The sequence below is a fragment of the Candidatus Palauibacter scopulicola genome (genome assembly GCF_947581915.1).
GTDB lineage: Bacteria > Gemmatimonadota > Gemmatimonadetes > Palauibacterales > Palauibacteraceae > Palauibacter > Palauibacter scopulicola.
In genome coordinates, this window is the sequence record NZ_CANPWG010000056.1 from 1 (window position 1) to 25,085 (window position 25,085).

Sequence of the window (25,085 nt, forward strand, 5' to 3'; positions counted from 1 at the left end):
CACGTGCGGCTTCGTTCGCTCGAACTTTTCCTTCGCCATCGCCCCTCGTTCTCCTCTCGGACTACGGGTTCGGCGGAGTGACCCCCGCGCCGGGCGCTCCTCCTGTTCGCGCGCGGGCTACGCCCCTTGTTTCGTCAGTGGTCTCGTGAAGGTGGTGGGGGGAGGATTCGAACCTCCGAAGGCATAAGCCAGCAGATTTACAGTCTGCCCCGTTTGGCCGCTTCGGTACCCCACCGCCGGTGCCTGGCGCCCGATCGACGCCCGATCGATGAGTTCCAGGGTTCGCCGCTTCGGGGCGGCTGTTCGTCCGACTCGACCGAGCTGGCGGTGGGGCTCGAACCCACAACCTCCGGATTACAAATCCGACGCTCTACCGGTTGAGCTACGCCAGCGACCCTTCCGCACAATAGTCTTCTAACATAGGGGCATGCACGGCTGACCGTCAAGGTGTTTTTCGGGCGCTCGATTCGACCGCCATCCGCGGGCGCCAGCGCCTCATCCGGCCGTCCGAAGCGGACGCGGCATCTGGATCGTGCGCCCACCCACCCGAAGGCGGGTGAACTCCGCCAGATCCTCCACGATCACCCCACGGGCTTCGAGTTCGGCGCGAATCGCATCGGCGCGCGCGAAGTCCCGGCTCGCCCGGGCACGTTCGCGCTCGCCCACGCGGGCCGTCGCCCACGCGACGAGTTCGTCATCGCCCCCGGATGACTCGCGATCCCGCACGGCCAGCACCCCGAAGACACGATCGAACCCGTCGATCACGGCGAGGGCGGCCTCGGTGCCCGAGGGGGCCCGGGGATGGGTAGCGTCCAGCAGGTGATTCGCTTCCCGCACGAGCCCGAACACCGCCGAAAGCGCTTCGCTCACGTTCAGGTCGTCGTCCATCGCCGCTTCGAACGCAGCGCCCGCTCGCGCCGCGACCTTTCCGATGTCCGTCGACGCATCGATCTCCCCCCCGCCGGCCTCCCGCACGCGGTTCCTGAACTCGTGCAGCCGGGTCACGGCCTTGGCCGCCGCTTCCAAGCCGTCGAAGGTGAAGTTCAGCTGGGTCCGATGGTGTCCGCTGAGCAGCAGGTACCGGATCGCAGAGGGCGCGTGTCCGCGTTCGACCAGATCCGGGATCGTGAAGCAGTTTCCGAGCGACTTCGACATCTTCCGGCCTTCCACCAGAAGGTGCTCGGCATGGAGCCAGAACTGCGAGAACGTCTTCCCCGTCACCCCTTCCGACTGAGCGATCTCGTTGGTGTGGTGCGGGAAGAGGTTGTCGACTCCTCCGGTATGGATGTCCAGCGTCTCGCCCAGGTGGTGCATCGCCATCGCCGAGCACTCGAGATGCCAGCCGGGCCGGCCGGGACCCCACGGAGAATCCCACACGGCTACGGCATCATCCGCGCCGCGGTCGCCACCCTTCCAGAGGACGAAGTCCCTCGGATCATCCTTGTCGTACTCCTCGTCCCCCGCGGCCCTGCCGGTCGCCGTGAGGCTTCCGCAGTCGATCCCGGCCAGCCGCCCGTACCCGGGGGAACGCCCGATCGCGAAGTACACCGAACCCTCGCTTTCGTAGGTGAGTCCGCGCTCGGAGAGGGACTCGATCATCCGGATCATCCCCGCGACGAAGCGGGTCGCCCTCGGCCGATGCTCGGGTTCCTCGAGCCCCAGCGTGTCCCAGTCCTCGAGGAACATCTCGATCACGGGGTCGGTGACCTCGGCCAGCGGCACGCCCCGGGCGGAGGCCGCCGCGATCGTCCGGTCATCGACATCCGTCAGGTTCATGACCTGGCAGACTTCATATCCCTTGAACCGGAGGTAGCGACGAAGCAGGTCTTCCCATGCAAAGGCGCGGAAGTTCCCGATATGCGCGCGGTCGTACACGGTGGGCCCACAGGTGTACATGCGCACCCGGCCCGGCTCGAGGGGCTCGAACAGGCGCAGCCGGCGCGTAAGGGAGTCGTAGAGCCGGAGACTCATCGCCCGCCCGGGGGCAGATAGCGTTCCGTTCGCCAGACGCGGTACGCGGCGATGTCCTCCGCGCCACGTTCGCGCGACATCTGCAGACACCCGCCCAGCTGACGATCCGACCGGTCGAGGATGAGTCCCGGGAGGACACCGGCCTCGCGCGCCAACGCGAGTTCGTCGAGCGGCTCGTAGGCGGGCCCGCCGAAGAGGAGTCGCGCCGCGATCCACCCGTCAACGAATCCGTCGACCGCCTCGACCTCCCGTGAGACGAGCACCTCGCAGGCCACGTCGGGATCCTGACGCACGGCATGCATTCGCAGGACCGCGTAGCTCTCGTACGCCCGGCCGGCCTCCCTCAGGTTCCCCGGCATCACCAGCGCGGCGCTCGAATCCGTCACCACCTCGACCGCGTTCCATGGCCACGCGTCCCGCGCCTCGGACTCGTCAAGATCCCGCCCGAACGAAGGGAAGTAGAGAACGTGGGGATCCTCCACGAGATCGGTCATGAGAGAGTCGGAACGGTCCCGGAAGCGGAGGAGAACATCGGCCTCGAACTCGACGAAGCTGCCGGAAGGGGCCGTCAGACGATACTGGGCGTCCACCGGCTCCGCGCCGACGAGCCCGGCGAGCACGACCAGGGCCGCGACGATCCGCGATCCGCCGCTCCGGCTAGCCGGCCGCCGGGAGGACGAGTTGGGGGCGTTCCGCTTCGGAGTCCGACCGCCGGTCGAGGAGCCCCGCGAATTCGAGAACGTCATCACCCGCCCCGCCGAGCAGTTCCCGCTCGCGGGCGAGCAGATGGTTCGAGACCTCGAGCGCCGAGCGCTCGCCGGTCCAGTGCTCCTCCACCACATCCCAGCCAAGCTCCTCTCCGATCCGGTGCGTCACATACGCACAGCAGAAAACATCATCCAGAAAACCGTACGGCCCGACCTCATCCTCCGGAATCACGTCATCCGGACTCACGAGGTAGGCGATGGCCGCATCCACCAGAATCCGCTGCTGCCGGGTCAGGCGCGGATCCTTCATGAGGGTGAACATCAACAAACCGTAGACGGGCGCGAGGATGACGACGTCACGGAGCGTGCCCGCGTATCTCGCGACCTGATCCTTCATCCACTGGAGGTAGGCGCTTGGCATCCCCTTCCAATCCCGATCCCGCCGGACCACGCGACCGGGCGGCCAGCCCGATGGGTACGGCCCGGCGGCGGACGCGACGCCCAAAACATACAACCGGCCCTTTCCGCCTGTAACCCCTTCACTCTCCCCGGTGGCGGGGTCGCCAGCGTCCGTGGGGCTACTCGACCGTCACGGTCTTCGCGAGGTTCCGCGGACGATCCACGTCGCAGCCTCGCAGGACGGCGATATGGTAGGCGAGAAGCTGCAGCGGAACGACGTTGACGATCGGTTGCAGGAGCGGCCGCGTCGCGGGCACCTGGATCAGGTGATCCACCTTCCGGGCGAGATCGGTCTCCCGGCGGTTCACGAGCGCGATCACGCGGCCGCCGCGCGCTTTCACCTCCTCGATGTTCACGAGCACCTTCGAGTAGACGGCGCCGCGCGGAGCCATGAAGACGACAGGCATGTCTTCGTCGATGAGCGCGATCGGCCCGTGCTTCATCTCGGCCGCCGGGTATCCCTCGGCATGGATGTAGGAGATCTCCTTCAGCTTGAGCGCCCCCTCGAGGGCGATCGGAAAGTTCGGGCCCCGCCCCAGATAGAGGAAGTTGCGCGCGGGGGCGAACTCTTCCGCCACCCGCCGGATGTGGTCTTCCGTTGCCAGGACCTCCTCGATGAGGGCGGGAAGGCCTTCGAGGGCGCGCACGAAAACGCGGCCCTCCGGGCGGCTCATCCCGCGCCGCCTTGCGATCATGAGGCCGAGGAGTGCGAGAGAAACGACCTGCGCCAGGAAGGCCTTCGTGGAAGCGACGCCGATCTCCGGGCCGGCGTGCGTGTAGATTCCGGCGCGCGTCTCCCGTGCGATCGTCGAGCCCACCACGTTGACGACCCCGAATGTGGGGGCCCCGAGCCGGCCGGCTTCGCGCACGGCCGCGAGCGTGTCCGCGGTCTCCCCCGACTGGGAGATGCCGCCCACCAAGGTCCCCGGAGCGAGGATCGGGTTCCGGTATCGGAACTCGGAGGCGTACTCCACCTCGACCGGAAGGCGCGCGAGCGCCTCGATGAGGTATTCTCCGACGAGCGCCGCATGCCAACTCGTCCCGCACCCCGTGAGGACGATGCGCTCGGCCGCGTCGATCTCCCGGCGGAATTCGTCGAGCCCGCCGAGCCGGGCCGTGCCTTCCTCCGCCAGCAACCGGCCCCGCATCGCATCGCGTACGGTATTGGGTTGTTCGTGAATCTCGCGGAGCATGAAGTGGGGGTATCCCGCCTTCTCGATCTTCTTCAGATCCCAATCGACGCGGCGGATTTCCTTCGGGACGGGCTCCCATCCGATGCGGCCGTGGCCTCTCCCGAGATCGACGATCCGGTGCCCCGAGGCGGTGAGGACGGCCATCTCGTCGTCTTCCAGGTACACGATGTCGCGGGTGTGCTCGAGGACCGCCGCCACATCGGAAGCGACCCAGGTCGCTTTTTCGTCGGCCCCTCCGATCCCGAGCAGCAGGGGCGCGCCGCGGCGCGCCACGACGATCCGCGCCGGGTCGTGCACGCTCATGACGGCAAGCCCCAGCGTGCCCTCCACCTGGGTCAGCGAGGCGGCAACGGCGCGCTCGAGGTTCCCATCGAACGCTTCCTCGATCAGGTGGGCGACGACCTCGGTATCGGTCTCCGACGCGAAGCGGTGGCCGAGCTCCAGGAGCTTTGTTCGCAGGGCGTCGCAGTTCTCGATCACGCCGTTGTGCACCAGCGCCACCTCGCCCCGGTCTCCCGTCAGCGGGTGGGCATTGGCGCGGGTGGGCGCGCCGTGCGTCGCCCAGCGGGTGTGAGCGATCCCGGCCGTTCCCGGAAGCGGGGCCTCGGCGAGGCGGTTCGCCAGATCGTCGACACGGCCCGCGCACTTGCGGAGACCGAGCCCCGAACCGGTGTGCACGGCGAGGCCCGCCGAGTCGTATCCGCGGTACTCGAGGCGGCGTAGCCCGTTCAGCAGGAGGGGGGCCGCCTCCTCCGCCCCGACGTAGCCGACGATCCCGCACATCCGCCGCTCAGACCGCGCCCCGGACCAGCGCGTCGACCCAGTCCGCGCGCTCGTCCGCCAGTGCCTGGCCGGTCGCCTCCGCCATGATACGGAAGATCGGCTCGGTCCCCGATGGTCTGGCGTGGATCCACGATCCATCCGGCCAGTCGATCCGGATCCCGTCCTGCGGATCCACCACCGCCCCGGACGGGGCCGCGGCCGCGACCGCGGCGAGCGCCTCCTCGATGCCCAGACCTTCCCGGGAGATCGTCCGCTTCACGATCCGGTACGAAGGTCGCTCGTCGACCGCGGCACCGAGGGAGGAACCGCTCTCCGCGAGAAACTGCAGGATCAAGGCGGCAGCCAGCGGCGCGTCCCGCGTGAGGTGCAGTCCCCCGTAGATCACGCCGCCGTTCCCTTCTCCGCCGATCGAACTACCCGCCTCGATCATGCGGGCGACGACGTTCGCCTCCGCCACCGGCGTGCGGAGCAGCGGTACGCCGGCGCGATCCGCCGCGTCCTGAATCAGGCGGCTCGCGGAGAGGTTCGTCACGACGGGAGCGGGCTCGCGGGCCGCGACGAGTTCGACGGCGAGCGCGAGGGTCCAGTCCTCGCCCACGGGACGGCCGTTCTCGTCCACAAGAGCCAGGCGGTCGACATCGGGGTCCACGGCGAAACCGATGTCGGCGCGCACCTCCGTGACGCATTCGGAGAGCTTCCCGAGGTTCTCGACCAAGGGCTCGGGAGGACGGGGGAAACGGCCGTCGGGTTCGAGGTCGAGCCCGCTGACCCGACACCCGAGACACTCGAGCAGCGGGCGCATGATCGGCCCTCCGGCACCGCGCACGCAGTCGAGCGCGACGTGGAACGCGTTCGACGCGATGAGTTCGCGGTCGATGATCGGCAGCGACAGAATCCGCTCGATGTGGGCGCGGTCGGCGCCTTCCCGCGCGCCTCTGCGTCCGATGCGCGCGGAATCCACGTACTCGATCTCTCCTTCGAACGTTCGCTGGACATCCCGTCCGGCAGCCGGCGAGAGAAACCGCCCCTCGCGCGCCACCAGCTTGAGCCCGTTCCACGGCGCCGGGTTGTGCGAGGCGGTGACGAGGAGTCCGCCGATCGCGACCTCGTCCTCCTCCACGGCGAGGAGACCCGTGGGCGTCGCCACGATTCCAAGGTCGCACACGTCCAGCCCGGCCGCCCGTACCCCCGCCGACACGGCGTCGAGCAGCACCGGCCCGGAGACACGGCTGTCGCGGCCGATGAGGACATGCCCCCGGCCCGGAGCCGCGGCGGCGATGTGGGCGGCGAACGCGGCTCCGTAGCGCGCCGCGATGTCGGGCGTGAGCCCGCGCCCGACGATGCCGCGAATCCCCGAAGCAGAAACGATGAGTGACCTTGACACGCTGTTCTCCACCGACCGTGAGATGGACGCGGCATCTTAAGGGTTGGACGTCCGCGGGGCTTGCGGCGGCCTCTCCTGTCGCCCTCCCCGCACGGTGGGAATACCTTGCGCGCTCGACCCGCGATGCGTCGTGCCACGCGTCGTCTGCCTCCACCCGAGCCGGAGATGAAGACGTGGACCCAGCAGCCCAACGGTTCGGAACCCGGGCCATCCACGCCGGGCAGCGCCCCGATCCCGTGACCGGGGCGATCATGATGCCGATCTTCCAGACATCGACCTACGTGCAGGACGCCGTCGGCGCGCCACGCGAGGGTTACGACTACGCGCGGGTCAGGAACCCCACGCGCGAAGCCCTTCAGGCGAATCTGGCCGCTCTCGAGAACGGGCGGTACGGCGCGGCGTTCTCCTCGGGTCTCGCCGCGACGGAAGCGATCGTCAAGACGGTGCTCAACGCGGGCGACCACCTCATCTGCGGCGCGGACGTATACGGGGGCGTCGACCGCATGCTGCGCCACGTGTGGGAGCGGTTCGGCGTCGACTTCGATTTCGTGAACACGGGAGACCTCGATCAGGTGCGCGCCGCGATCCGACCGGAGACGCGCCTCATCCATGTCGAAACGCCGAGCAACCCGACGATGACGATCACGGACATCGCGGCCTGCGCCGCGATCGCCCGCGATGCGGGGGCCGTCCTGTCCGTCGACAACACGTTCGCGACGCCGTTTCTCCAGCGTCCGCTCGACGATGGCGCGGATGTCGTGATGCACTCGACGACGAAGTTCCTCAACGGTCACAGCGACATGATCGGTGGCGCCCTGCTCACGAACTCCGGTGAACTCGCCGAGGGGTTTCACTTCCAGCAGAAGACGAGCGGGGCCGTGCCGGGCCCCTTCGACTGCTGGCTCGTCCTCCGCGGCACGAAGACGCTGCACCTCCGGATGCCGGCCCACTGCCGGAACGCGCGGCGGGTCGTCGACGTCCTGCGGAGGCACGATGAAGTCGAATCCGTTCGCTATCCCGGCCTCGAGAACCATCCGCAACACGCACTGGCCGGACGGCAGATGCGCGACTTCGGCTCGATGGTGAGCTTCGACCTGGGCACCGAAGACCGGGCCAACCGCTTCGCCGGATCGACGCGGGTGTTCCAGCTGGCCGAGAGTCTCGGCGGGGTCGAGAGTCTCGTGTGCGTTCCCTTTACGATGACCCACGCCTCGGTGCCCGACGAAAAGAAGCGGGAGATCGGGCTGGGGCCGGGACTCGTCCGACTGTCGGTGGGCGTGGAGGACGGTGACGACCTCGCGGAGGACATCGAGCAGGCCCTGGCCCGTCTCTGAGCGGCGGGGCTGGGCCGGTCCCGACGGTTGAAACAGGTAATCCGGGCCGGACGTAAAGGCGGGAGCGCGGAATCCGGCCCCGCGAATCGGCCGGCTCATACGAGCGCGACTTGACGCGCAGGGGGTGATGGATGGCGGCAGGCGACGAACACCAGAGGCGGATCCTCACGCAGATCGCCGCGGTCTCATGGGAACACCCGGCGGACCGGGCGGCGCTGAATACGCTGCGCAAGATCCCCGGATTCGATCTCCTCCTGCGCAAACTTTTCGCGCTGTTCGGCGAGCGCGCGATCCGGCTCGCCTTCAAGGCCAACGCGGTGCGTACGTCCGAGCGGCAGTACCCGTGGGTTCACGCTCGCCTGGCGCGCGTGTGCGAGGTACTCGACGTGGAGAACCCGCCGGAGTGCTACATCTCGCAGACGCACCTGGTGAACGCGGGAGCGGTGGGCTTCGGCGAGCCCTTCATCGTCCTCAATTCCTCGATGCTCGAGATCCTGTCCGAGGATGAGGTCGAGGCCGTCCTCGGCCACGAAGTCGGACACATCATATCCGGGCATGTGCTCTACCGGACCATGCTGATCCTGGTGCTCAACCTGGTCGTTCTCCGCTATTCGTTCGCCGGCCTTGCGCTTCTGCCCATCTACATGGGCCTCATGGAGTGGTACCGGAAGAGCGAACTCTCATCGGACCGCGCCGGGCTCCTCGCCGTGCAGAATCCGGAGGTCGCGATGTCCGCGCTGATGCAGCTTGCGGGCGGCGGGCGCGGCGTCTCTCTGGACCTCGACGAGTTCATCGCGCAGTCCGACGAGTACCGGGCCGGCGGCGATCTCCTCGACGCCGTCTACAAGGTGCTCAACGTGCTCGGCCAGACGCATCCGTTCGCCGTCATCCGCGTGGCCGAACTGCGCGACTGGATCGAGAGCGGCGCGTACGACCGCATCCTGGCGGGGGAATACCAGCACCGGGACGAGCAGGACGACCGCCCGTATCGCGAGGATCTGCGGGAGGCGGCGAAGGGCTATCAGGACGGCGCGCGCGAACTCTTTGACGAGGTCGACGCCGCGGTGGATCGGTTGCGAGACCGGCTGACGGGCGCCTTCCGGGGACGCACGGAAGGCTAGTCGTGAACCTCCTCATCGTCGGAAGCGGCGGCCGGGAGCACGCCTTCGCGGACTGCGTGCGCCGCGACGCGCCGGACGCCACGATCTACGCGGCCCCCGGCAACCCGGGCATGCTCGGCACGGCGGAACTCGTCAACATCGGCGCCGCGGATATCGGAGGCCTGCTCGACTTCGCGGCGGCGCGGCGCATCGACCTCACGGTCGTCGGCCCCGAAGCGCCTCTCGCGGCGGGCGTCGCCGACCGTTTCGCCGAGGCCGGCCTGCCCGTTTTCGGGCCCGACCGGGCCGGAGCCCGCCTGGAGGCTTCCAAGGCGTTCGCGAAACGACTGATGCGCGACTGCGGCGTTCCGACGGCGGACCACGAGACGTTCGACGATGCCGCGGCGGCGCTGGACTACGTCGCGGGCCACGAGGAACCCCTCGTCGTCAAGGCCTCGGGCCTGGCGGCCGGCAAGGGCGCCATCGTCTGCGAGACGCGCGGCGAGGCCCGGAGAGCCATCGAGGAGATGATGGTCGACCGCAAGTTCGGGGACGCGGGCGGGCAGGTCGTCATCGAGGAGTTCATGCGCGGCGTGGAGCTGTCCGTGTTCTTCCTGGCGGACGGGGAACGCGCCGTCCCGCTGCTCACATCCCGGGACTACAAGCGGGTCGGGGAGGGAGACCGCGGCCTGAACACCGGCGGCATGGGGGCGTACTCGCCCGCGGCGCCGGCGGATCCGGACTTCATCGACGAAGTGCGGCGCGAGATCGCTCAACCCGTCCTCGACGCGATGGCCGAGTCCGGCGCCCCCTATCGCGGCTTCCTGTACGCGGGGCTCATGCTGACCGCCGCGGGGCCGCGCGTCGTCGAGTTCAACTGTCGGATGGGAGATCCGGAGACGCAGGTCGTACTCCCGCTCACGAGTTCGAACCTGCTCGAGCCGATGCTGCGGGTCGCGCACCGCGAATCGCTCGCCGGCTGGCACCCGGAGGCCGCTCCCGGGCACGCGCTCGTCACCGTCATGGCGAGCGCCGGATATCCCGAAAGCTCGGATGCCGGGCGGCCGATCGAGATCCCGGACTTCGACCCCGCCGAGGTGAGGGTGTTTCACGCCGGGACCGCGATGAAGGAGGGTCGACTGGTCACTGCCGGAGGACGGGTACTCGGCATCACCGGGTTCGGCGGGACGCTTGAAGAGGCCGCACGGCGCAGCCGCGAAGCCGCGGCCCGGGTCCGATTCGATGGCGCTCATTCCCGATCCGACATCGGCTGGCACGAACTGAATCCCGACCGCCTCGGGCCGGACGAATCCGCGCGAATCCATCCCTCCGGAAAGACGTCGGACGGCTAGTGTCGTGCCGGAACTTCCCGAGGTGGAGACGATGCGACGGGACCTCGCCCCGCTCCTCCGAGGCCGACGGATCCGCCGCACCCGGGTCCATCACGACGACCTGATCCTCGGAGGGCTCTCGGCGCGGTCGTTTTCCCGCGCCGTGTTCGGGCGCACCTTCGGGGACGCGGATCGCCGGGCCAAGTACCTGCTCTTCCCGCTCCACGCGGCGGACGGCCCCGACGGTCCCGTGGAGCGGTTGATGCGCGTGCAAGTCCGCATGACCGGCCGCTTCGCGCTCGCCCCGCAACGTCCGGACTCGGCGGAGTTCCGGCATCCGGGCCTCGACTTCGAACTCGACGACGGCCGAACGCTCTTCTATGACGATGTCCGTCGCCTCGGCGGCTTCGACCTGCTGACGCCCGAGGCGTGGAGAGCCCGGGAGGCCGCGCTCGGACCGGAGCCCCTCGGCCGAACGTTCACCGCCGCCCGCCTGACCCGCATCGTTGCGCCGCTGCGCGCGCCGATCAAGAACGCCCTGCTGGACCAGCGGCGCGTCGCGGGCATAGGGAACATCTACGCCAGCGAGGCGTTGTACCGCGCGAGGATCGACCCGCGCCGGCCGGCCGGCTCGCTCGACGCGGAGGAGGTGCGCCGACTGCATCGGGCGGTGCGGGCGGTCCTGCGCGAGGCGCTTGAGAGCGCGGGAACGACGCTGCGCGACTATCGCGCCGTCAACGGCCGCTCCGGCTCCTTTCAGACCCGGCTGGACGTCTACCAGCGCGAAGGCGTCGCCTGCCCGGCCTGCGCCCGACCGATCCGCCGGATCGTGCAGGCCGGACGGAGTTCGTTCTTCTGCGCCAGCTGCCAGAGCTAGTGCGGCGACACGACACCGGCTTCGTTCGCCCCGCGATGGGATCGGCGCATGCCGGCGACGGCCTCTGGCGCGCATATTGGTCGCGGAGCCGTGTAGGGTGGGCCGGAACCCGGCGTGTCGCGTCGTTCGCGGCGACCCGTCCGCCGCCGGCCCGTCGCCGCCACCCGGAGGGGCAGGATCGAGTGAACTACTCGGATCACAGCGAGCAGACGCTGGTGGAGATGTGCCTCCGCGGCGATGAACGAGCCGCACGCGAGATCGTGCTCCGGTTCGAACGTCCGGTCTTCTCTCTCATCTTCCGGATGGTGCGGGACCGTGAACTGGCGGAGGACCTGGCGCAGGAAACGTTCGTCCGCACGCTGAACAACCTCCGCCGGTACGACCCCTCCTACAAATTCTCCTCCTGGCTCTTCAAGATCGGCTACAACCTGACGATAGATCATCTGCGCAAGAAGGAACTCGACGTCGCTTCCATGCACGGGGCGCCGGACGCCGTGACCCCGGACCGGCAGGCCGCGACGGAAATCACGCTGGTCTCGGGTGACGAACGACCCGACGAACTCCTCGAGGCCCGCGAACTCGGATCCGAGATCGAAGCGGCCATCGGACGGCTGCGACCCGAATACCGAACCGCGATCCTCCTGCGGCACATCGAGGGGTACGCGTACGACGAGATCGCGCAGGTGATGGAGATCCCGCTCGGGACGGTGAAGACCTACATCCACCGGGCGAGAAACGAATTGAAGGCCGCTCTCGTACATCTGACGGAGCCTTAGAACAGGAGTGAACTTGCCGCATCTTACACCTGAGGAAATCGAGCGATTCGCCAGCCGGAGGTCGGCGTCGCCCGCGCACGGGACGACGGCCGACCACTTGGCCGCGTGCGCCCTGTGCCGGAAGGAAGTGGAGGCGCTGCGGGACATCATCTCGTTCCTCGAGGGGCTCGACCCGCATCGGCCGTCCGACGGATTTGCGGAGGGCGTCGCAGGGCGGATCGACCTCGCGGGCGTCGCGCTCGATCACCGGTTGGCGGAGTTGCCCGGGTGGCCCCCCGCGCCTTCCTTCGCGAGCGACGTCCTGGCGCACGTCGACCTGCCCCACCCGGCGCTCGACCGCGCGCTCTCGAGGCTCCGCACCTAGTCTCCCGCCCCGGCGTTCGCTTCGGCGGTGATGGCCCGCGTGCGGCTGCCGGTCCCATGGCCCGAACGCCTCCTGCGCTTCGCGCGGCGGCGGCGGGCGGCGCTGGCCACGGCGGGAGCGGCCATGCTGGCCGTGTCGGGCGGCGGGGCGGCCTGGCTGTTCGGCGCTCAGGGTCTGGCGCCCGGTCAGCTTCTCGCCGTGGTAGTCGGCGGTGCGCGAACCGTTCTTGTCGACGCCATGCTCGCGGCGGGCCGCTTGGCGTACCGTCTCGGACTCGTGGACGCGGGCGGGTCGATCGTCGACCGGATCAGCCCCACCGCCGCGCTCGGCAGCCTGGCGCTGGCGAGTCTTGTCGGATTCGCCTCGCTCTGGTTCATGGCCAGACTTTTCCGGCAGCCGCTCCCCCAACGCGTTCGCATCGAGAGGGCCGCATGACCCGGGCGCTGGCGTTCCTCGCCTGTCTCGCCGTCGCGCTTCCGGTTCACGCGCAGGAGGTCGGCATCGCCGACGCCGCGATCACGCTCTCCGCCGGCGGCCGGGCCGAGTTGTGGTTCGAACTGGAGGGCGGGACCGAGCATCGACTTCGCTTCGAGGGAGAAGCTGTCGAGGTGGACGGCATCGGCATCGGATCCTATGCGGAGCGCGGAGGCCTGGAGAGCGCCTGGCGTGAGTTCCTCCGCGAATACGCGGGAGACGATGCCACCTCGGTGCGCGGCGGTCTGGTGGAATTCCGACGGTTCCTGGAGGAGATGACACCGTCGGAGGAGGCCGCCGACGCGGATGCGGCCCGGGCCCTCGCCGGTCGGATCGACGCGATTCTCGGACTCGACGCGCCGTCGCCGGTCGGCGCGGAGCCCGCCCTTCCGGCGGGCGAGCCGGCACCGGAGACCTCCGGTCGGCCCGGACCCATGCAGATCGTCCCCGGCGGACTCGGCTTCGACGTCACCGGCGAACTGGAGCGCCTGCGCGACGCGCTCGGCCGGCTCGGCGACTCGGGCGAATTCACCGAGGATCGGCTGGCCATGATCGTCCACGGCGACTACGAGGTCCTCGCCGAGGCCACGATCCCGGGAGATGTCGCCATTCTCGACGGCACGCTGAGGCTCGCCGGGGGGGTCGAGGGCGACGTTCTCGTGCTGGACGGTGCGCTCGTGCTCGACGGCGCCGCGCGCGTACGAGGCGATGTGCTTCAGGTGGGGGGCGAGGTCGACTTCGGTGAAGGTGCGTCGGGCGTCGAAGGGGAGATCCTCTCCGACATCCGGCTGGCGCCTCCGGCATCCCCCGCGCGGGCGGCGACGGAAACTCCCGCCTTTCGGCGGGTCGAGTCGTTCGAAGCCCCGATGCGGATGCAGCCCGCACAGCCGGGCCTCGGGTCGCGTCTCGTGCGCAACTTCGGACGGGCCGCCGAAGGCGTGATCGCCGCCGGTTGCGCGTTCATGGTCCTCGCCGCCTTCGGCCTGCTGCTCGTGTATGTCGGGCGCCGCCGGCTGGAGACCGTCTCGGACACGGTCCGGCTGGAGTTCGCCCGCTCGTTCGCGATGGGCCTCGCCGGGGAGGTGCTGTTCCTTCCCGTGCTTCTCGTCCTCGCCGTGCTGGTCATCACGTGGCTGGTCATCCCCTTCTTCCTGCTCGCCGCAGGGCTCGCCGGGCTCTTCGGATATCTCGCGGCGGCGCACGCCGGCGGCGAGATCTTCGCCCGACGCCGCTTCCGCTCCGAATGGCTGGAGAGACTCCGCCGTTCGAACTCCTACTACTACGTCGTCAGCGGACTCGCGCTTCTGATGCTCCCCTTCGCGGCCGGCGCCGCCCTGTGGGTGTTCGGCGGCGCGGCGGATTTCGTGCGCGGACTGATCCTCTTCGTGGCCGGCGTCGGCACGTGGGTCGTCGTCACGGCCGGCTTCGGCGGTGTGCTGCTCACGCGGGCCGGCGGACGGAGCGTCGTCATCGACTGGTCCGCGGACACCGCCACCGGAGAGGGCGCGTCCCCGGGAGCCGGAACCGATCCGCCCTCCGCCCCCGTAGACGATGCCTGATGCCCGCATGGCCCAGGCCCCCCGAGCCGGGGGGCCTGCCGCGTGGACGCTGCCGGGCCTGCTCGTTTCGCTGGCGCTCAGCGGTGGGCTGACGCCGGCCCGGGCGCAGGAGTGGCGGGATTTTCGCGCGGCGCGACCGCTCGGCGACCTGGAAGCGCTGGAAGTCGAACTGATGTACGCGGGCGGACGGCTCGACGTATCCGCCTCGGAGACACAACTGCTCTACGACGTGCGGCTCCGTTACGACGCCGAACGTTCCCTGCCCCGGCGCGAATGGCGGCGTGCGGGGCGAACGGGGCACCTTCGGCTGACAACGTCTTCGACTCCGGAGGATGGGCGCGATTCCGACGATGCCACGCGGTTCGGCGACCTGGAGCTCGAACTCGAGGATCTTCCTCGCAATGCGGACGCGGCCGGGAGGCTGGATCTTTCCCTGAACTCCTCGGTGCCCACGGATCTGCGGCTGGGGATTGGCGCCGGGCGAGCGCGTCTCAACCTCGGCGGCGCCCACCTTACGGGACTTGAACTCATCACCGGTGCCGGCGACGTGGAGATCGGGTTCGCGCGCGAGAACCGCGCGGCGCTGGAGGTGCTGTCCATCAAGTCGGGCGCCGCAGCCTTCACGGCCGGGAATCTCGGCAACGCCCGTTTCCGGCGCCTGGAGTTCTACGGTTTCGTAGGCGATGTCGTTCTGGACTTTTCGGGATCGTGGCGATCGAGCGCCGAGGCCGAGATCAGGATGGGGCTGGGCGAACTCGTGATGCGGGTTCCGGCGCATATCGGCGTCCGCGTTCGGCGCAGCGGACTCGCCTCGTTGAGCGCGGCGAACTTCGAGAAGGTGGGGGACTACTGGTTGAGTCCCAACTGGGAGACGGCACGCGTGCGGTTGGAGGTCACGCTGGTCGCCGGACTCGGCTCCGTCACCGTGGAGCACGGCTAGCCGTCAGGCTCCTCGCGTGAGGCTTCCACCGCCTCGAGCCGGGTGACGGTTGCGGATGCGATGCGCGCGAAGGCCCGGGCTTCGGGTGCGGCCGGTCTTCCGATCGACGTCGGGACCCCTCGATCGCTCTCCTCGCGAACGGCCACGCCGAGCGGCACGGCACCCAGGAAGGGCAGGTCGATCGAGCCGGCGAGCCGCTCGCCGCCCCCGGCGCCGAAAATGTCGTGCGTCTCGCCGCACCCGGGACATGCGAAGCCACGCATGTTCTCGACGATGCCGAGGACCGGTACCTGGAGCTTCTCGAACATCCGGATCCCGCGCAGCACGCCCCCGACCGCCACATCCTGCGGCGTGGTCACCATGACCGCTCCGTCCACGCGCACGAGTTGGCACAGCGACAACTGCGCGTCGCCCGTCCCCGGCGGCAGATCGATCACCAGGTAGTCGAGTTCCCCCCATGCGACCTGCTGGAGAAACTGGCGGATGACCCCCATGATGATGGGCCCGCGCCAGATCGCCGGAGCGTCCTCCTCGATGAGGAAGCCGATGCTCATGAGCTTTACCCCGTGCGCCACCAGGGGCACGACCTCTTCGCGATCGATCCGGGGCTTCTCCTGGATGCCGAACATCGTCGGGATGTCCGGGCCGTAGATGTCGGCGTCGAGCAGTCCGACGCGATGACCCTCTCGGGTCCAGGTCGCGGCAAGATTCGTCGAGATGGTGGACTTTCCGACGCCGCCCTTACCCGAACTCACCGCGACGACGCGACCCACGCCCGGCATGGGCGGCGCCTGCGAGGGGTGGCGTCTCGCCGCTTCCCGGTCGTCCCCCCTGGGCGGCGGCCCGGGACGTTTGGGCGCGGGGTCCATGATCGGAAGCGGCCGGGGGCCGGGGGTCGGTGTGTCGGACACGGGTTGGCGCTCGACTACGCGACGGCCTCGACGGAATGGACCGCTGGGAGAGCGTGGCAGAGGTGCTGCTCGATCCCGGCGCGAAGCGTGGCGGTCGACATGGGACAGTCGTAGCAGGCGCCGACGAGCCGGACAGCGACGCGTCCGTTCTCCGGGTCGAACGAAACGAGCTGAATGTCCCCTCCATCCGAGCGCACCGCGGGACGGATGTCGTCGAGGACTCTCTCGATCTCGTCGAGTGTGCTCTCAACGGTGGCGGTGCTCAAATCGTCTGGATCCTGGCGCGGGTCGGGGAGCGCTTCCGTGCCCCGCGGACGCGTCAAAGTCGACATCCGTAGGGCTTGAGAAAGGTAGGATTCCACCGTCCGGCGGTCAACGAGCGCCGGGCACGAAATGGAGCTCGCTTTCCACCCTTGCGGGCGGACGGCCCGGGCGGAGTTCGATGAGCGGACTCCCGGTCCACACGGCACCCATGTCTCGATAGTGCGGATCAAGCGGGTTCCCGGCCTGACCCGTGGGGAGCAGGAAGTAGCCCGCCATGTCCGAGGGCGCGGCGCGAGCGACGAATCTCGAGCTGGGGCCCGCCTCGCTCACGACCGGCCACCTCCACGCGGTGGAGTCGAGACGCGATCTCAGCGATGGAGCGTCGGGGCGAACCGTATGGGGCCCGCCGCGCGACGGATAGGGTCCGACGTGGAAACCGAACAGGCGGTCGAGCCACGGCACCGTCCCGAGCGGGTGCGCCGACCGCTCGCGATGGACCTCTCCCCACGCGCTCCCGGATACGGCCACCGCGGTGCGGGCCGCCTCTTCCTCCAGCGTCTCGAGACGCTCGACCCCGGGCGTGCGCGCATCGTCGATCCAGGCGCTGTCCCGGGTATCGACGATCTCCATGAACGCGAGATCGGGGAACCACCCCTCGCCCCCGTCGTACTCGTCGGCGACGATGAGTTCGCGAAGGCGGTAGAGCCAGGTGAAGAAGGGTGCCGCGCCCCGGGACTCCGTTTCGGTTCGCAGATCCCAGCGCTCCAGCAGGTGCGCGAGTGAATCGAGGCCCGCGCGGCGCGCGGCTCGCACGGCGCGCGGCCGGTAGCGCTCGGCCCAGAGGCTGTGGCTGTCCAGTTGCGTCTCGCGCATATCCTCCACCGTCCAGCCGGACGCGCGAGACACGAGGTCATCGATGCGCCGGGCACGGAACGGCGGCGGATAGTAGACGCCCACGCGTCCGAACAGGGCTCTCGCCTGGAGATTGTTCGCGCTGACGAGGTATCCGCGTTCCGGATCTCGCAGCGCCGGCATCGCTTCCGGCGGCCAGAAGCCCGGCCAGCCCCCGGGCAGGCGCTCGAAGGAGATCGGAGAGGCGCCCTCTCCAGCCCCGCGCAGGGGCACGGACCCCGCCATGCGGTAGCCGATCTCTCCGCTCGACGCCGCATGGATCACGTTCTGGTGAGGCGAACGAAAGCGCGCCACCGCCTCCACGAACGCGTCCGCGTCGGCGGCCCGGTTCATCTCGAGAAGGGCCGCGAACGGGCCCCCGGGTTCGAGTCCCGTCCACAGCAGCGACAGCGTGAGTCCCCCGGCCGGTACGACGTCCGTGATCACCGGGCCGCGCACGGTCGATCGTACGACCCAGGTCTCCGGCTCGGCACGCCCCCGCACGAAGATCTCCTCCGTCCGGGCCTCGAAGGGCCGCCAGTCATCGGAGTCGCGATACATCGACCCGTCGAGGTTGATGCCCTCGACGACAAAGTCCGCGTCATCCACCTCCGCGTTCGTGAACGACCATGCGACATTCCGGTTGAGTCCGACGATGACGCCGGGGGTTCCCGGGATCGAGAGCCCCGCGACGGCGAGGTCCGAATCCTCGGCCGCGATGGAGTTCAGGTACCAGGTGGAGGGTGCCCTGAGGGCGAGGTGCATGTCGTTCGCGAGCAGTGGAGCGCCATCCGCGGTGCGCGATCCCGCCAGCGCCCACGAGTTCGAGGCGTGGAAGCCGAAACGGGAGAGATACGTCAGAGGGTCGGGGGACGAAGTCGCGGGTTTCGGACCCGCAGGAATCGGCGTCTCCGCGAATGCCATGCGAGGCGGTGGAGTATCGGACGGGAGCGTGTCCTGAAGGATGGTGGGCCCCCAGGCGGGGTATCCGGCCCCCAGCGCCCGCCGGTGATCCGCGTCGAGCGTGGCGAGCGCGGTCATCCGGTCCAGTTCCTCCCGCCAGTCGGAGAGGTCCAGCGACATGATGCGACCGATCGAGACGGACGCGCGCGGACTCCACGGCTGCGGCTCGATGCCGAGGATGAGGAATTCCGGGGGCCAGGGTCCCCGCCAGCTCGCGATGCGGGCGTTGACGCCCTCCGCGTATGCCTCGAGGAGAGCCCGCTCCGTCTCCGACACGTCGTCGAGCTCGCGGCCCGCCGCCGACCAGAGGTCCAGCGTACGCATGAGGCGGTCTGCGTCGAGGACGGCCGGGCCGAAGAGTTCGGCCAGGCGCCCCCGCGCGACGCGCTGGAAGAGCTCCATCTGCCACAACCGTTCGGAGGCGTGGATGAACCCCTGAACGCGCACAGCGTCGAGTTCGGTCCCGGCCGCGATGGAGGGGATCGCCCACTCATCGAACGTCACCGCTACGGGCGCCGTCAGGCCTGGGAGGACATGCCGGCCGGATCTCGGCTGCATGGATCGTTGCAGGTGGAACCAGGCAAGCGTCGTGAGCACGCCGACGATCGCAAGGCCCGCCGCCAGCACGACGCCCGCGCGGCGCCGAAGGCTCATGGGTCCGGACGGTCCGTGTGAGCGGGAGACAGAGGTCCCGCGTCGAGCAGGGCGTGGCGAAGCGAGACGTAGCGTTCGCCGTCTCGAATCACGAGGGCCCTGGCGACGAGATCGTCGAGCAGCCCGCATACCCGGTCGAGGGGAAGTTCGAGCCGGTCGGCGAGCGGAGACGCGCCCGTGCGGCCGAGACTCCAGACCTCGCGCCACACCGCGGTGGCGCCGGGATCCAGCGCGCCCATCAGCAACGGTTCCCCGTCGGCACTCTCGGCGGCGGCGGCAAGCCCACGGTGGCGGAGGACCGAGTCGATGGGTCCGAGGTGGTGCTCCGCGATCCCGCGAAAGAGGATGAAGGACCGGCGCGTGGAGGCGTCGGACGCGAGCAGGACGAGCTTCGCGACGATCTCGTCCGCGCACGAGAAATCGATCACGGGGACGTGGCGCAGGTCGAGGACCGCGAGGACCGTGCGGTCCGCGTCGGCGATCTGCCGTTCGACCGTCGCCCTCACCGTCCGCCCGGTGGGGCGCGTCACGAGGTAGCTGAACAGCGTCGTGTGAGCGACGGCCGGCCTCACGCGATCACGATCCTTCCCCCTCGACCCGCTCGGGCAGGACGATCAGCACCTGGGCGCCGGGAAAACGGGGCAGATCCGTGCTGAGGGGCTCGCCTTCGTCCCAGTCCGGCACCCGGGCGATGCTCGCATCGCCGCTTCGGATGCGGATGGCGCCGTTCCACCTGATGATCTGGCTTCGGATCGCCTGCAGGCCCTGGCCGCGACCGGGATCGGGGAAGCGCGATTCGCCGTGCAGGAAGGCCGCCTCCAGCGCCGCGGCCGCCGACCATCGCTCTCCGTACCGGCGCGCGTGCTCGGCGCCCAGGGAGCCCTCGAAGCCGACACCCACATCCATCACGGCGAGCACGACGACGTCGCGGCCGAGACGCCGCCGCCACCGATACCGCTGCGCACACACCCAGCCGATCGAATCGGCGTGTTCGAGGATGTTCTGGCACACCTCCGACAACATGACGGAGAAGTGGATCACGGCCGGCCGCGGGTAGCCGAGCCGGTCGTGCAGGATGCGCTGGGCGCGGTCCCGCACACCCTCCACGACCGAATGGACGTCCTCGTGGGAGCGGATCGTCGTGACTTCGATGAGTGCGTCGGAGATCTCGAGAGACGGCCTCGGCAGCCGCTTCAGGTCGAACACCTGGGCCGCGGCGGGCCAGAAGCGCATGCGGTTGATGTACGAGCGGACCTCGGTATCGCGGGGAGGCTCGATCAGCGGAGGCAGTCCCGTGCGCAGGCGGGCCTCCTGACCGACCGCCAGCAGGCCGATGAGCCCGTACGGGGAGACCCAGCCGACGGAGCGGGCATCGAGCAGGAGACGCGCCTTCGGATTGCCCTCCGAGCGGACGCGCCGGACCAGCGTCTCGAATGAGGACTCATCCAGACGTTCGGGGACGCGAACGACCCGGCTCACGCAGCACCCCGCGGCCGGCTTCCCGCCCCGCCGGTCAGGACGCCGGTCGCGGAGCGCAGGTATTCGCCGAGCCCGGATGCGCCGCGGAATCCGGCGTTCCGTTGCGCCGCCCGCGTCGCAGCCTTGACGGACGACTCAAGATTCTCGCCGGTCAGCATCGTCACGAAGCAGGTCGCCCCCCACACGTCGCCGCAGCCCGTCGGGTCGCCCCCCGATACCGGAGCCTCGGGCTCCACCTTTCCGCTCACGAGCGCTTCCGCGGGCGCTACGGCGCCGGGCGCCGGGCGCGGCTCCGTCGGCGCCTTCCAGAAGCTGCGGGTCGCGACCCAGGCAGCGCCGCGCTCGCCGAGCGTGACGAGGAGGCCGCGCGTGACCGGACCTACGACGTCGGCGGCAAGCGCCCAGGGATCTTCCCAGCCTGCCGCCAGCGTGCGGAGTTCCTCCTCGTTGAGTTGCACGACATCGAAACAGGAAAGCCAGGCGCGCCAGTCTTCAAGCGGACGCGGAGAGCGCACGCCGTCCAGCCCCACGCCGAGCATCAACGAGTGCAGGTCCGCGTAGACGGGCCCCCCCGCCGCCGTCCGGAGGGCCGCGGCGGCCGGGAGATCAACTTCCCAGCCCGCGATGAAGTTCACGTAGATCGCGTCGCACGAGCGTGCGAGAGGCAGGAGTTCCTCGCGGGTCCAGCCCGGCACCCCGCCGGTAAGCCTCTCGGAGCGCCGTGCATCGTCCAGGTAAACGAGTTCGACGCGGTTGTTCGGCTCCGTGACGGTCCACACGCCGTCGAAGGAATCGACGCGCTCGAGCCCCCCGAGGAAGAGATCCGCCGCCTCGCGCATGTCCTTCCCGACCTTGAGAATCGGAAACAGGGTCCAGCCTTCCCCGGCCGCCGCCACGGCGGCATCGGCCGCGGCCAGCGCGTAGGCGATCCCTCCCCATTCCTCGACCGGTCCGTCCCGACCGACGTCCCGTGCGCGGATCGTATCCCATACCATCGTCCCCACGACGCCGAGCCGCGGCATCGCGGCTCAGAGGGGTCCGAGCCGCGCAACGCGGAACACCGCAGCCGCGCCGATGACTCCCGCCAGGCCACCGAGTTCGGTGCGCACGATCCGGCACGCCTCGGCCGCCGGCTGCAGCGCCCGCTTCCGGACCTCGCGGCGCAGGGGATCGAAGAGGTGCTTGCCCGCGCGCGTCACACCCCCGGAAACCACGATCATCTCCGGGTTGAGAATATTGATGAGGTTCGCGAGGCCGGTCCCGAGATACCCGGCCGTCTCCCGCATCACGTCGGCGGCGTACTGGTCGCCCGCCACGATGGCATCCGATACGACTTCGGCCGTCACGGCCCGCAGGTCGCCGTCCACGAGATCCAGGAGCATGCTCTCGGCGCCCGCCTCCAATCCCTCCACGGCGCGGGCCGCGATCGCGGGCCCGGAGGCGTAGGCTTCGAGGCAACCGTAGCTGCCGCACGCACACTTCCGCCCCGTGGAGTCGATCGTCATGTGTCCGATCTCCGCAGCCGCATCCGAGGCCCCGTGGTAGAGTTCGCCGCCGAGTACGATGCCGCCGCCGATCCCCGTTCCAAGCGTGATGCCCACGAGGTTGTCGACCCCGCGTCCGGCGCCCCGCCACCACTCCCCGAGCGTGGCGGCGTTCGCGTCGTTGTCGAGTTCGGCCTCGAGTCCCGTCCCCTTCACGATCAGGTCGCGGAGCGGGAAGTTCCGCCACCCGAGATTCGGCGTCTCGATCACGGTCCCCGTCTCGCGGTCCAGCGGCCCGGGCGCCCCCATCCCGACCCCGACGATCGCGTCCTCCCCGAATCCGCCCTCGCGCGCGGCGTCGCGCATCACGTCGCGGATCATCGATACGATCCGGTCCACGACGAATTTGGCGCCGATGTGGGCGTCCGTCGGCAGCGTACGCATACCAAGCACGGTACCGCCGTCCACCGGGACGGCGCCGACGTTGATGGTGGTCCCCCCCAGATCGACACCGATGACGTGCTTTCTTCCGCTCACACCCTGCCCGCGTCTCGCTGGTGGGACTACCCGCCGCCGACCGCACTTCCGGGAATCATAACACTAGTCGCTTTCGACCTGCAGGACGGCGAGAAAGGCCTCCTGGGGGATCTCGACGCTGCCGACCTGCTTCATGCGCCGCTTCCCCTCCCTCTGCTTCTCGAGGAGCTTCCGCTTCCGCGTGATGTCGCCTCCGTAGCACTTGGCGGTCACGTTCTTGCGCAGCGCCTTCACCGTCGTCCTGGCGATCACGTCCCGTCCGATCGCGGCCTGGATCGCCACATCGAAGAGTTGCCGCGGGATGAGTTCCTTCAGCTTGCGGGCCATTTTCTGCCCGAAGTCGTAGGCCCGGCTCCGGTGCACGATGACGCTCAGCGCGTCCACAGGCGCCCCGTTGAGCAGGATATCCAGCTTCACCAGGTCCGAGCGCTCGTGGCCCGTCACTTCGTAGTCGAGCGAAGCGTAGCCGCGAGAGACGGACTTCAGCTTGTCGTAGAAGTCGAGCACGATCTCGCCGAGGGGCATCGAATACGAGATTTCGACCCGGGTGGGATCCAGGTACTGAAGGTCGACATACTTCCCGCGCCGGTCGTGGCAGATCTTCTGGATCGCGCCGATGTAGTCGGCCGGCGACACGACGCGAACCCGGACGAAGGGCTCCCGCACTTCGCTGATGTGGACGCGGTCCGGCATCTTCGACGGGTTTTCGAGCTGGATCTCGTCGTCGTTCGTGAGCGTCACCTGGTACTCCACGCTGGGCAGCGTCGTGATGAGGTCGACGCCGAACTCGCGGTCGAGTCTCTCCTGCACGATCTCCAGGTGGAGGAGGCCCAGAAAGCCGCAGCGGAACCCGAAGCCGAGCGCGCCCGAGGTCTCCGGCTCGTAGTGGAGGCTGGCGTCGTTCAACTGGAGCTTTTCGAGGGCCTCGCGGAGTTCCTCGAACTGGTCGGAGTCCGTCGGATAGAGGCCGGCGAAGACCATCGGCTTCGCTTCCCGGTAGCCGGGGAGAACCTCCGCGGCGCGGTCTCGGGCGTCCAGCACCGTGTCGCCGACGCGCGTATGGCCCACGTTCTTTATCTGGGCCGTAAGGTACCCGACCTCGCCGCAACGCAGGACGCCGGTACGCTCGAACCCGAGACGCATGAAGCCGACCTCGTCGACCTCATAGACCGCGTCGTGGCGTCCGAACCCGATGCGCATGCCCTCGCGCAGTTCGCCGTCCACGACGCGCAGCATGGGCATCGCACCGCGATAGCGGTCGTACTGCGAGTCGAAGATCAGCGCCCGCAGCGGAGCCTCGGGGTCCCCGCGCGGAGCCGGGACGCGCTCGACGATGGCGTCGAGAACCGCGTCGACCCCCGCCCCTTCCTTCGCGGAGGTATGGATCGTCGAGGCGGGATCCACGCCGAGCAGCTCCGATATCTCCGCCGCCACGCGTTCCGGGTCGGCGGCGGGGAGATCGATCTTGTTGATGACGGGGACGACCTCGAGGTCCGCCTCCAGCGCGAGGAAGAGGTTCGCGAGCGTCTGCGCCTCGATGCCCTGCGTGGCGTCGACGACGAGGAGGGCACCCTCGCACGCGGCGAGACTCCGGCTCACTTCGTAGGCGAAGTCGACGTGCCCCGGGGTGTCGATGAGGTTGAGCTGATACTCGACCCCGTCCCGGTAGCCGTAGGCCATGCGAATCGCGTTGAGCTTGATCGTGATCCCGCGTTCCCGCTCGAGTTCCATCGAGTCGAGGACCTGCTTCCGCATGCGGCGCGCATCCACGGCGCCGGTACGCTCGAGCAGCCGGTCGGCCAGCGTCGACTTCCCGTGGTCGATGTGCGCGATGATGGAGAAGTTCCGGATGCGTCCGGTGCCCGGGGGCGGGGTCACAGCTCCACCACCAATCCGTCGTACGCGGGCGCCACGCCGGCCGGGAGGCGCCGCTCGATCTCCTCGTGTGTCGTCCTGTGCGCGATGTGCGTGATGTAGGTGCGGGCCGCCCCGAGTCGACGTGCCGTCGCCACAGCCTCCTCCATCGAGAAGTGTCCGGGGTGCGGGTCGCCGAACCAGAGCGCGTTCGTGACGAGGACGTCCACGCCGGCGAACACCTCCATCGCGTCCTCGGGCACGGACTTCGCGTCGATCAGGACGCCGAGACCGCCGAGGCGGAACCCGTAGCTGCGGTACGCTCCGTGCGGGAGCGCAACGACCTGCAGCGCGAGTCCGCCGGGCTCGATGATGTCGCGGTCGTCGAAGAGCGTCAGATCGAGTCGGGGCACCGCGGATCCGGGCTGGGGACGGGCGTCGCCCCAGATGTAGGAGAAGCGCCTCCGGATCCCGGCATCGAACTCGCGCGCCACGTACAACGGGATGGGCCGGCGCTGCCGCAGCGAAAAGACCCGCAGATCGTCGATTCCGTGCGTATGGTCCGCGTGCTCATGCGACAGAAAGACGGCGTCCAGCCGCGCGATGCCTGCCTTCAGCAGCTGAAGCCGGAGTTCAGGTGGCGTGTCCACCAGGAGACGGGTCCCGCCCGTCTCGATGAGGAGTCCGTGGCGCGTGCGCCGGTCCCTGGGGTCCGGCGAGCGGCACGTCGCGCAGTCGCAGCCGATCACCGGAACCCCGAAGGAAGTGCCGGTGCCGAGAAAACGGACTCTCACGG

At 69.3% G+C, this 25,085-nt stretch carries 23 protein-coding genes and 2 tRNA genes; 9 read left to right on the forward strand and 16 right to left on the reverse strand.

The annotated features are described in order from the left end of the window. Window positions 1-152: 152 nt before the first annotated feature. From RN743_RS10770 to RN743_RS10800, 7 genes are all read right to left on the reverse strand, one after another. A tRNA-Tyr gene (locus RN743_RS10770) sits at window positions 153-235 on the reverse strand. Between the two features lie 84 nt (window positions 236-319). Beyond that, window positions 320-392: transfer RNA gene (locus RN743_RS10775), tRNA-Thr, on the reverse strand. 103 nt (window positions 393-495) lie between these two features. Beyond that, window positions 496-1,971 (reverse strand): cysteine--tRNA ligase, encoded by a 1,476-nt coding sequence (gene cysS, locus RN743_RS10780; protein ID WP_310779763.1) that lies wholly within the window; start codon window positions 1,969-1,971, stop codon window positions 496-498. After that, window positions 1,968-2,591, reverse strand: a complete 624-nt coding sequence (locus RN743_RS10785) for a hypothetical protein (RefSeq protein WP_310779766.1) — start codon at window positions 2,589-2,591, stop codon at window positions 1,968-1,970. The genes cysS and RN743_RS10785 overlap by 4 nt, the downstream gene beginning before the upstream one ends. 37 nt (window positions 2,592-2,628) lie before the next feature. Next, window positions 2,629-3,099, reverse strand: coding sequence for a DUF1232 domain-containing protein (locus tag RN743_RS10790; protein WP_310779768.1), 471 nt, complete (start codon window positions 3,097-3,099; stop codon window positions 2,629-2,631). Between the two features lie 157 nt (window positions 3,100-3,256). After that, window positions 3,257-5,113, reverse strand: coding sequence for a glutamine--fructose-6-phosphate transaminase (isomerizing) (glmS, locus tag RN743_RS10795; protein WP_310779770.1), 1,857 nt, complete (start codon window positions 5,111-5,113; stop codon window positions 3,257-3,259). Window positions 5,114-5,120: 7 nt separating this feature from the next. Next, window positions 5,121-6,497, reverse strand: a complete 1,377-nt coding sequence (locus RN743_RS10800; RefSeq protein ID WP_310779772.1) for a hypothetical protein — start codon at window positions 6,495-6,497, stop codon at window positions 5,121-5,123. Window positions 6,498-6,670: 173 nt separating this feature from the next. Between RN743_RS10800 and RN743_RS10805 the strand changes: the two genes are divergently transcribed. The 9 genes from RN743_RS10805 (at window position 6,671) to RN743_RS10845 (ending at window position 15,252) form a co-directional block, all read left to right on the forward strand. After that, the gene (locus RN743_RS10805; RefSeq protein ID WP_310779774.1) at window positions 6,671-7,831 is read left to right on the forward strand and encodes a cystathionine gamma-synthase; all 1,161 of its coding nucleotides are present in this window, start codon (window positions 6,671-6,673) and stop codon (window positions 7,829-7,831) included. A 131-nt stretch (window positions 7,832-7,962) separates the two neighbouring features. Beyond that, window positions 7,963-8,952, forward strand: a complete 990-nt coding sequence (locus tag RN743_RS10810) for a M48 family metallopeptidase (protein WP_310779776.1) — start codon at window positions 7,963-7,965, stop codon at window positions 8,950-8,952. A 2-nt stretch (window positions 8,953-8,954) separates the two neighbouring features. Then, window positions 8,955-10,283: a phosphoribosylamine--glycine ligase gene (gene purD, locus RN743_RS10815; RefSeq protein ID WP_310779778.1), complete on the forward strand. Its 1,329-nt coding sequence runs from the start codon at window positions 8,955-8,957 to the stop codon at window positions 10,281-10,283. Window positions 10,284-10,287: 4 nt separating this feature from the next. Continuing rightward, window positions 10,288-11,139, forward strand: coding sequence for a bifunctional DNA-formamidopyrimidine glycosylase/DNA-(apurinic or apyrimidinic site) lyase (gene mutM / locus RN743_RS10820; protein ID WP_310779781.1), 852 nt, complete (start codon window positions 10,288-10,290; stop codon window positions 11,137-11,139). Window positions 11,140-11,321: 182 nt separating this feature from the next. After that, window positions 11,322-11,915: a sigma-70 family RNA polymerase sigma factor gene (locus RN743_RS10825; RefSeq protein ID WP_310779783.1), complete on the forward strand. Its 594-nt coding sequence runs from the start codon at window positions 11,322-11,324 to the stop codon at window positions 11,913-11,915. Window positions 11,916-11,922: 7 nt separating this feature from the next. Continuing rightward, window positions 11,923-12,279 carry a hypothetical protein gene (locus tag RN743_RS10830; RefSeq protein WP_310779785.1) on the forward strand — a complete coding sequence of 119 codons (357 nt, stop codon included), beginning with the start codon at window positions 11,923-11,925 and terminating at the stop codon, window positions 12,277-12,279. A gap of 39 nt (window positions 12,280-12,318) precedes the next feature. Continuing rightward, window positions 12,319-12,714 carry a hypothetical protein gene (locus tag RN743_RS10835; protein ID WP_310779787.1) on the forward strand — a complete coding sequence of 132 codons (396 nt, stop codon included), beginning with the start codon at window positions 12,319-12,321 and terminating at the stop codon, window positions 12,712-12,714. Continuing rightward, a complete protein-coding gene (locus RN743_RS10840; protein ID WP_310779789.1) occupies window positions 12,711-14,312 on the forward strand; it encodes a hypothetical protein in 1,602 nt (533 codons plus the stop codon). The genes RN743_RS10835 and RN743_RS10840 overlap by 4 nt, the downstream gene beginning before the upstream one ends. Continuing rightward, the gene (locus RN743_RS10845; protein ID WP_310779791.1) at window positions 14,305-15,252 is read left to right on the forward strand and encodes a hypothetical protein; all 948 of its coding nucleotides are present in this window, start codon (window positions 14,305-14,307) and stop codon (window positions 15,250-15,252) included. Before RN743_RS10840 ends, RN743_RS10845 begins: the two co-directional genes overlap by 8 nt. On the opposite strand, the gene RN743_RS10850 is transcribed toward RN743_RS10845, so the two are convergent. The 9 genes from RN743_RS10850 to RN743_RS10890 all read right to left on the reverse strand — a co-directional run bounded on the left by RN743_RS10850 (window position 15,249) and on the right by RN743_RS10890 (window position 25,083). Next, window positions 15,249-16,163 carry an Mrp/NBP35 family ATP-binding protein gene (locus RN743_RS10850; RefSeq protein WP_310779793.1) on the reverse strand — a complete coding sequence of 305 codons (915 nt, stop codon included), beginning with the start codon at window positions 16,161-16,163 and terminating at the stop codon, window positions 15,249-15,251. The two genes, RN743_RS10845 and RN743_RS10850, sit on opposite strands and share 4 nt — an antisense overlap. A 14-nt stretch (window positions 16,164-16,177) precedes the next feature. Further along, window positions 16,178-16,429: a NifU family protein gene (locus tag RN743_RS10855; RefSeq protein WP_310779795.1), complete on the reverse strand. Its 252-nt coding sequence runs from the start codon at window positions 16,427-16,429 to the stop codon at window positions 16,178-16,180. Between the two features lie 106 nt (window positions 16,430-16,535). Beyond that, window positions 16,536-18,935 (reverse strand): penicillin acylase family protein, encoded by a 2,400-nt coding sequence (locus RN743_RS10860; RefSeq protein ID WP_310779797.1) that lies wholly within the window; start codon window positions 18,933-18,935, stop codon window positions 16,536-16,538. Next, the gene (locus tag RN743_RS10865; RefSeq protein WP_310779798.1) at window positions 18,932-19,507 is read right to left on the reverse strand and encodes a hypothetical protein; all 576 of its coding nucleotides are present in this window, start codon (window positions 19,505-19,507) and stop codon (window positions 18,932-18,934) included. Before RN743_RS10865 ends, RN743_RS10860 begins: the two co-directional genes overlap by 4 nt. Window positions 19,508-19,511: 4 nt before the next feature. Continuing rightward, window positions 19,512-20,414: a hypothetical protein gene (locus RN743_RS10870; RefSeq protein WP_310779801.1), complete on the reverse strand. Its 903-nt coding sequence runs from the start codon at window positions 20,412-20,414 to the stop codon at window positions 19,512-19,514. Beyond that, window positions 20,411-21,436 (reverse strand): carbohydrate kinase family protein, encoded by a 1,026-nt coding sequence (locus RN743_RS10875; RefSeq protein WP_310779802.1) that lies wholly within the window; start codon window positions 21,434-21,436, stop codon window positions 20,411-20,413. Before RN743_RS10875 ends, RN743_RS10870 begins: the two co-directional genes overlap by 4 nt. A gap of 6 nt (window positions 21,437-21,442) precedes the next feature. After that, entirely contained in the window at window positions 21,443-22,435 is a 993-nt protein-coding gene (locus RN743_RS10880) for an ROK family protein (protein WP_310779804.1), read from the reverse strand. A 63-nt stretch (window positions 22,436-22,498) separates the two neighbouring features. Continuing rightward, entirely contained in the window at window positions 22,499-24,313 is a 1,815-nt protein-coding gene (gene lepA, locus RN743_RS10885) for a translation elongation factor 4 (protein WP_310779806.1), read from the reverse strand. After that, entirely contained in the window at window positions 24,310-25,083 is a 774-nt protein-coding gene (locus RN743_RS10890; protein ID WP_310779808.1) for an MBL fold metallo-hydrolase, read from the reverse strand. Before RN743_RS10890 ends, lepA begins: the two co-directional genes overlap by 4 nt. Window positions 25,084-25,085: the final 2 nt, after the last annotated feature.

Bases quoted from the DNA above. Each gene is read 5' to 3' on its own strand.
- RN743_RS10790 (WP_310779768.1), bottom strand. From the start codon at position 3,099: ATGCCAAGCGCCTACCTCCAGTGGATGAAGGATCAGGTCGCGAGATAC.
- RN743_RS10810 (WP_310779776.1), top strand. From the start codon at position 7,963: ATGGCGGCAGGCGACGAACACCAGAGGCGGATCCTCACGCAGATCGCC.
- cysS (WP_310779763.1), bottom strand. From the start codon at position 1,971: ATGAGTCTCCGGCTCTACGACTCCCTTACGCGCCGGCTGCGCCTGTTC.
- RN743_RS10845 (WP_310779791.1), top strand. From the start codon at position 14,305: ATGCCTGATGCCCGCATGGCCCAGGCCCCCCGAGCCGGGGGGCCTGCC.
- RN743_RS10840 (WP_310779789.1), top strand. From the start codon at position 12,711: ATGACCCGGGCGCTGGCGTTCCTCGCCTGTCTCGCCGTCGCGCTTCCG.
- glmS (WP_310779770.1), bottom strand. From the start codon at position 5,113: ATGTGCGGGATCGTCGGCTACGTCGGGGCGGAGGAGGCGGCCCCCCTC.
- RN743_RS10875 (WP_310779802.1), bottom strand. From the start codon at position 21,436: ATGCCGCGGCTCGGCGTCGTGGGGACGATGGTATGGGATACGATCCGC.
- RN743_RS10860 (WP_310779797.1), bottom strand. From the start codon at position 18,935: ATGAGCCTTCGGCGCCGCGCGGGCGTCGTGCTGGCGGCGGGCCTTGCG.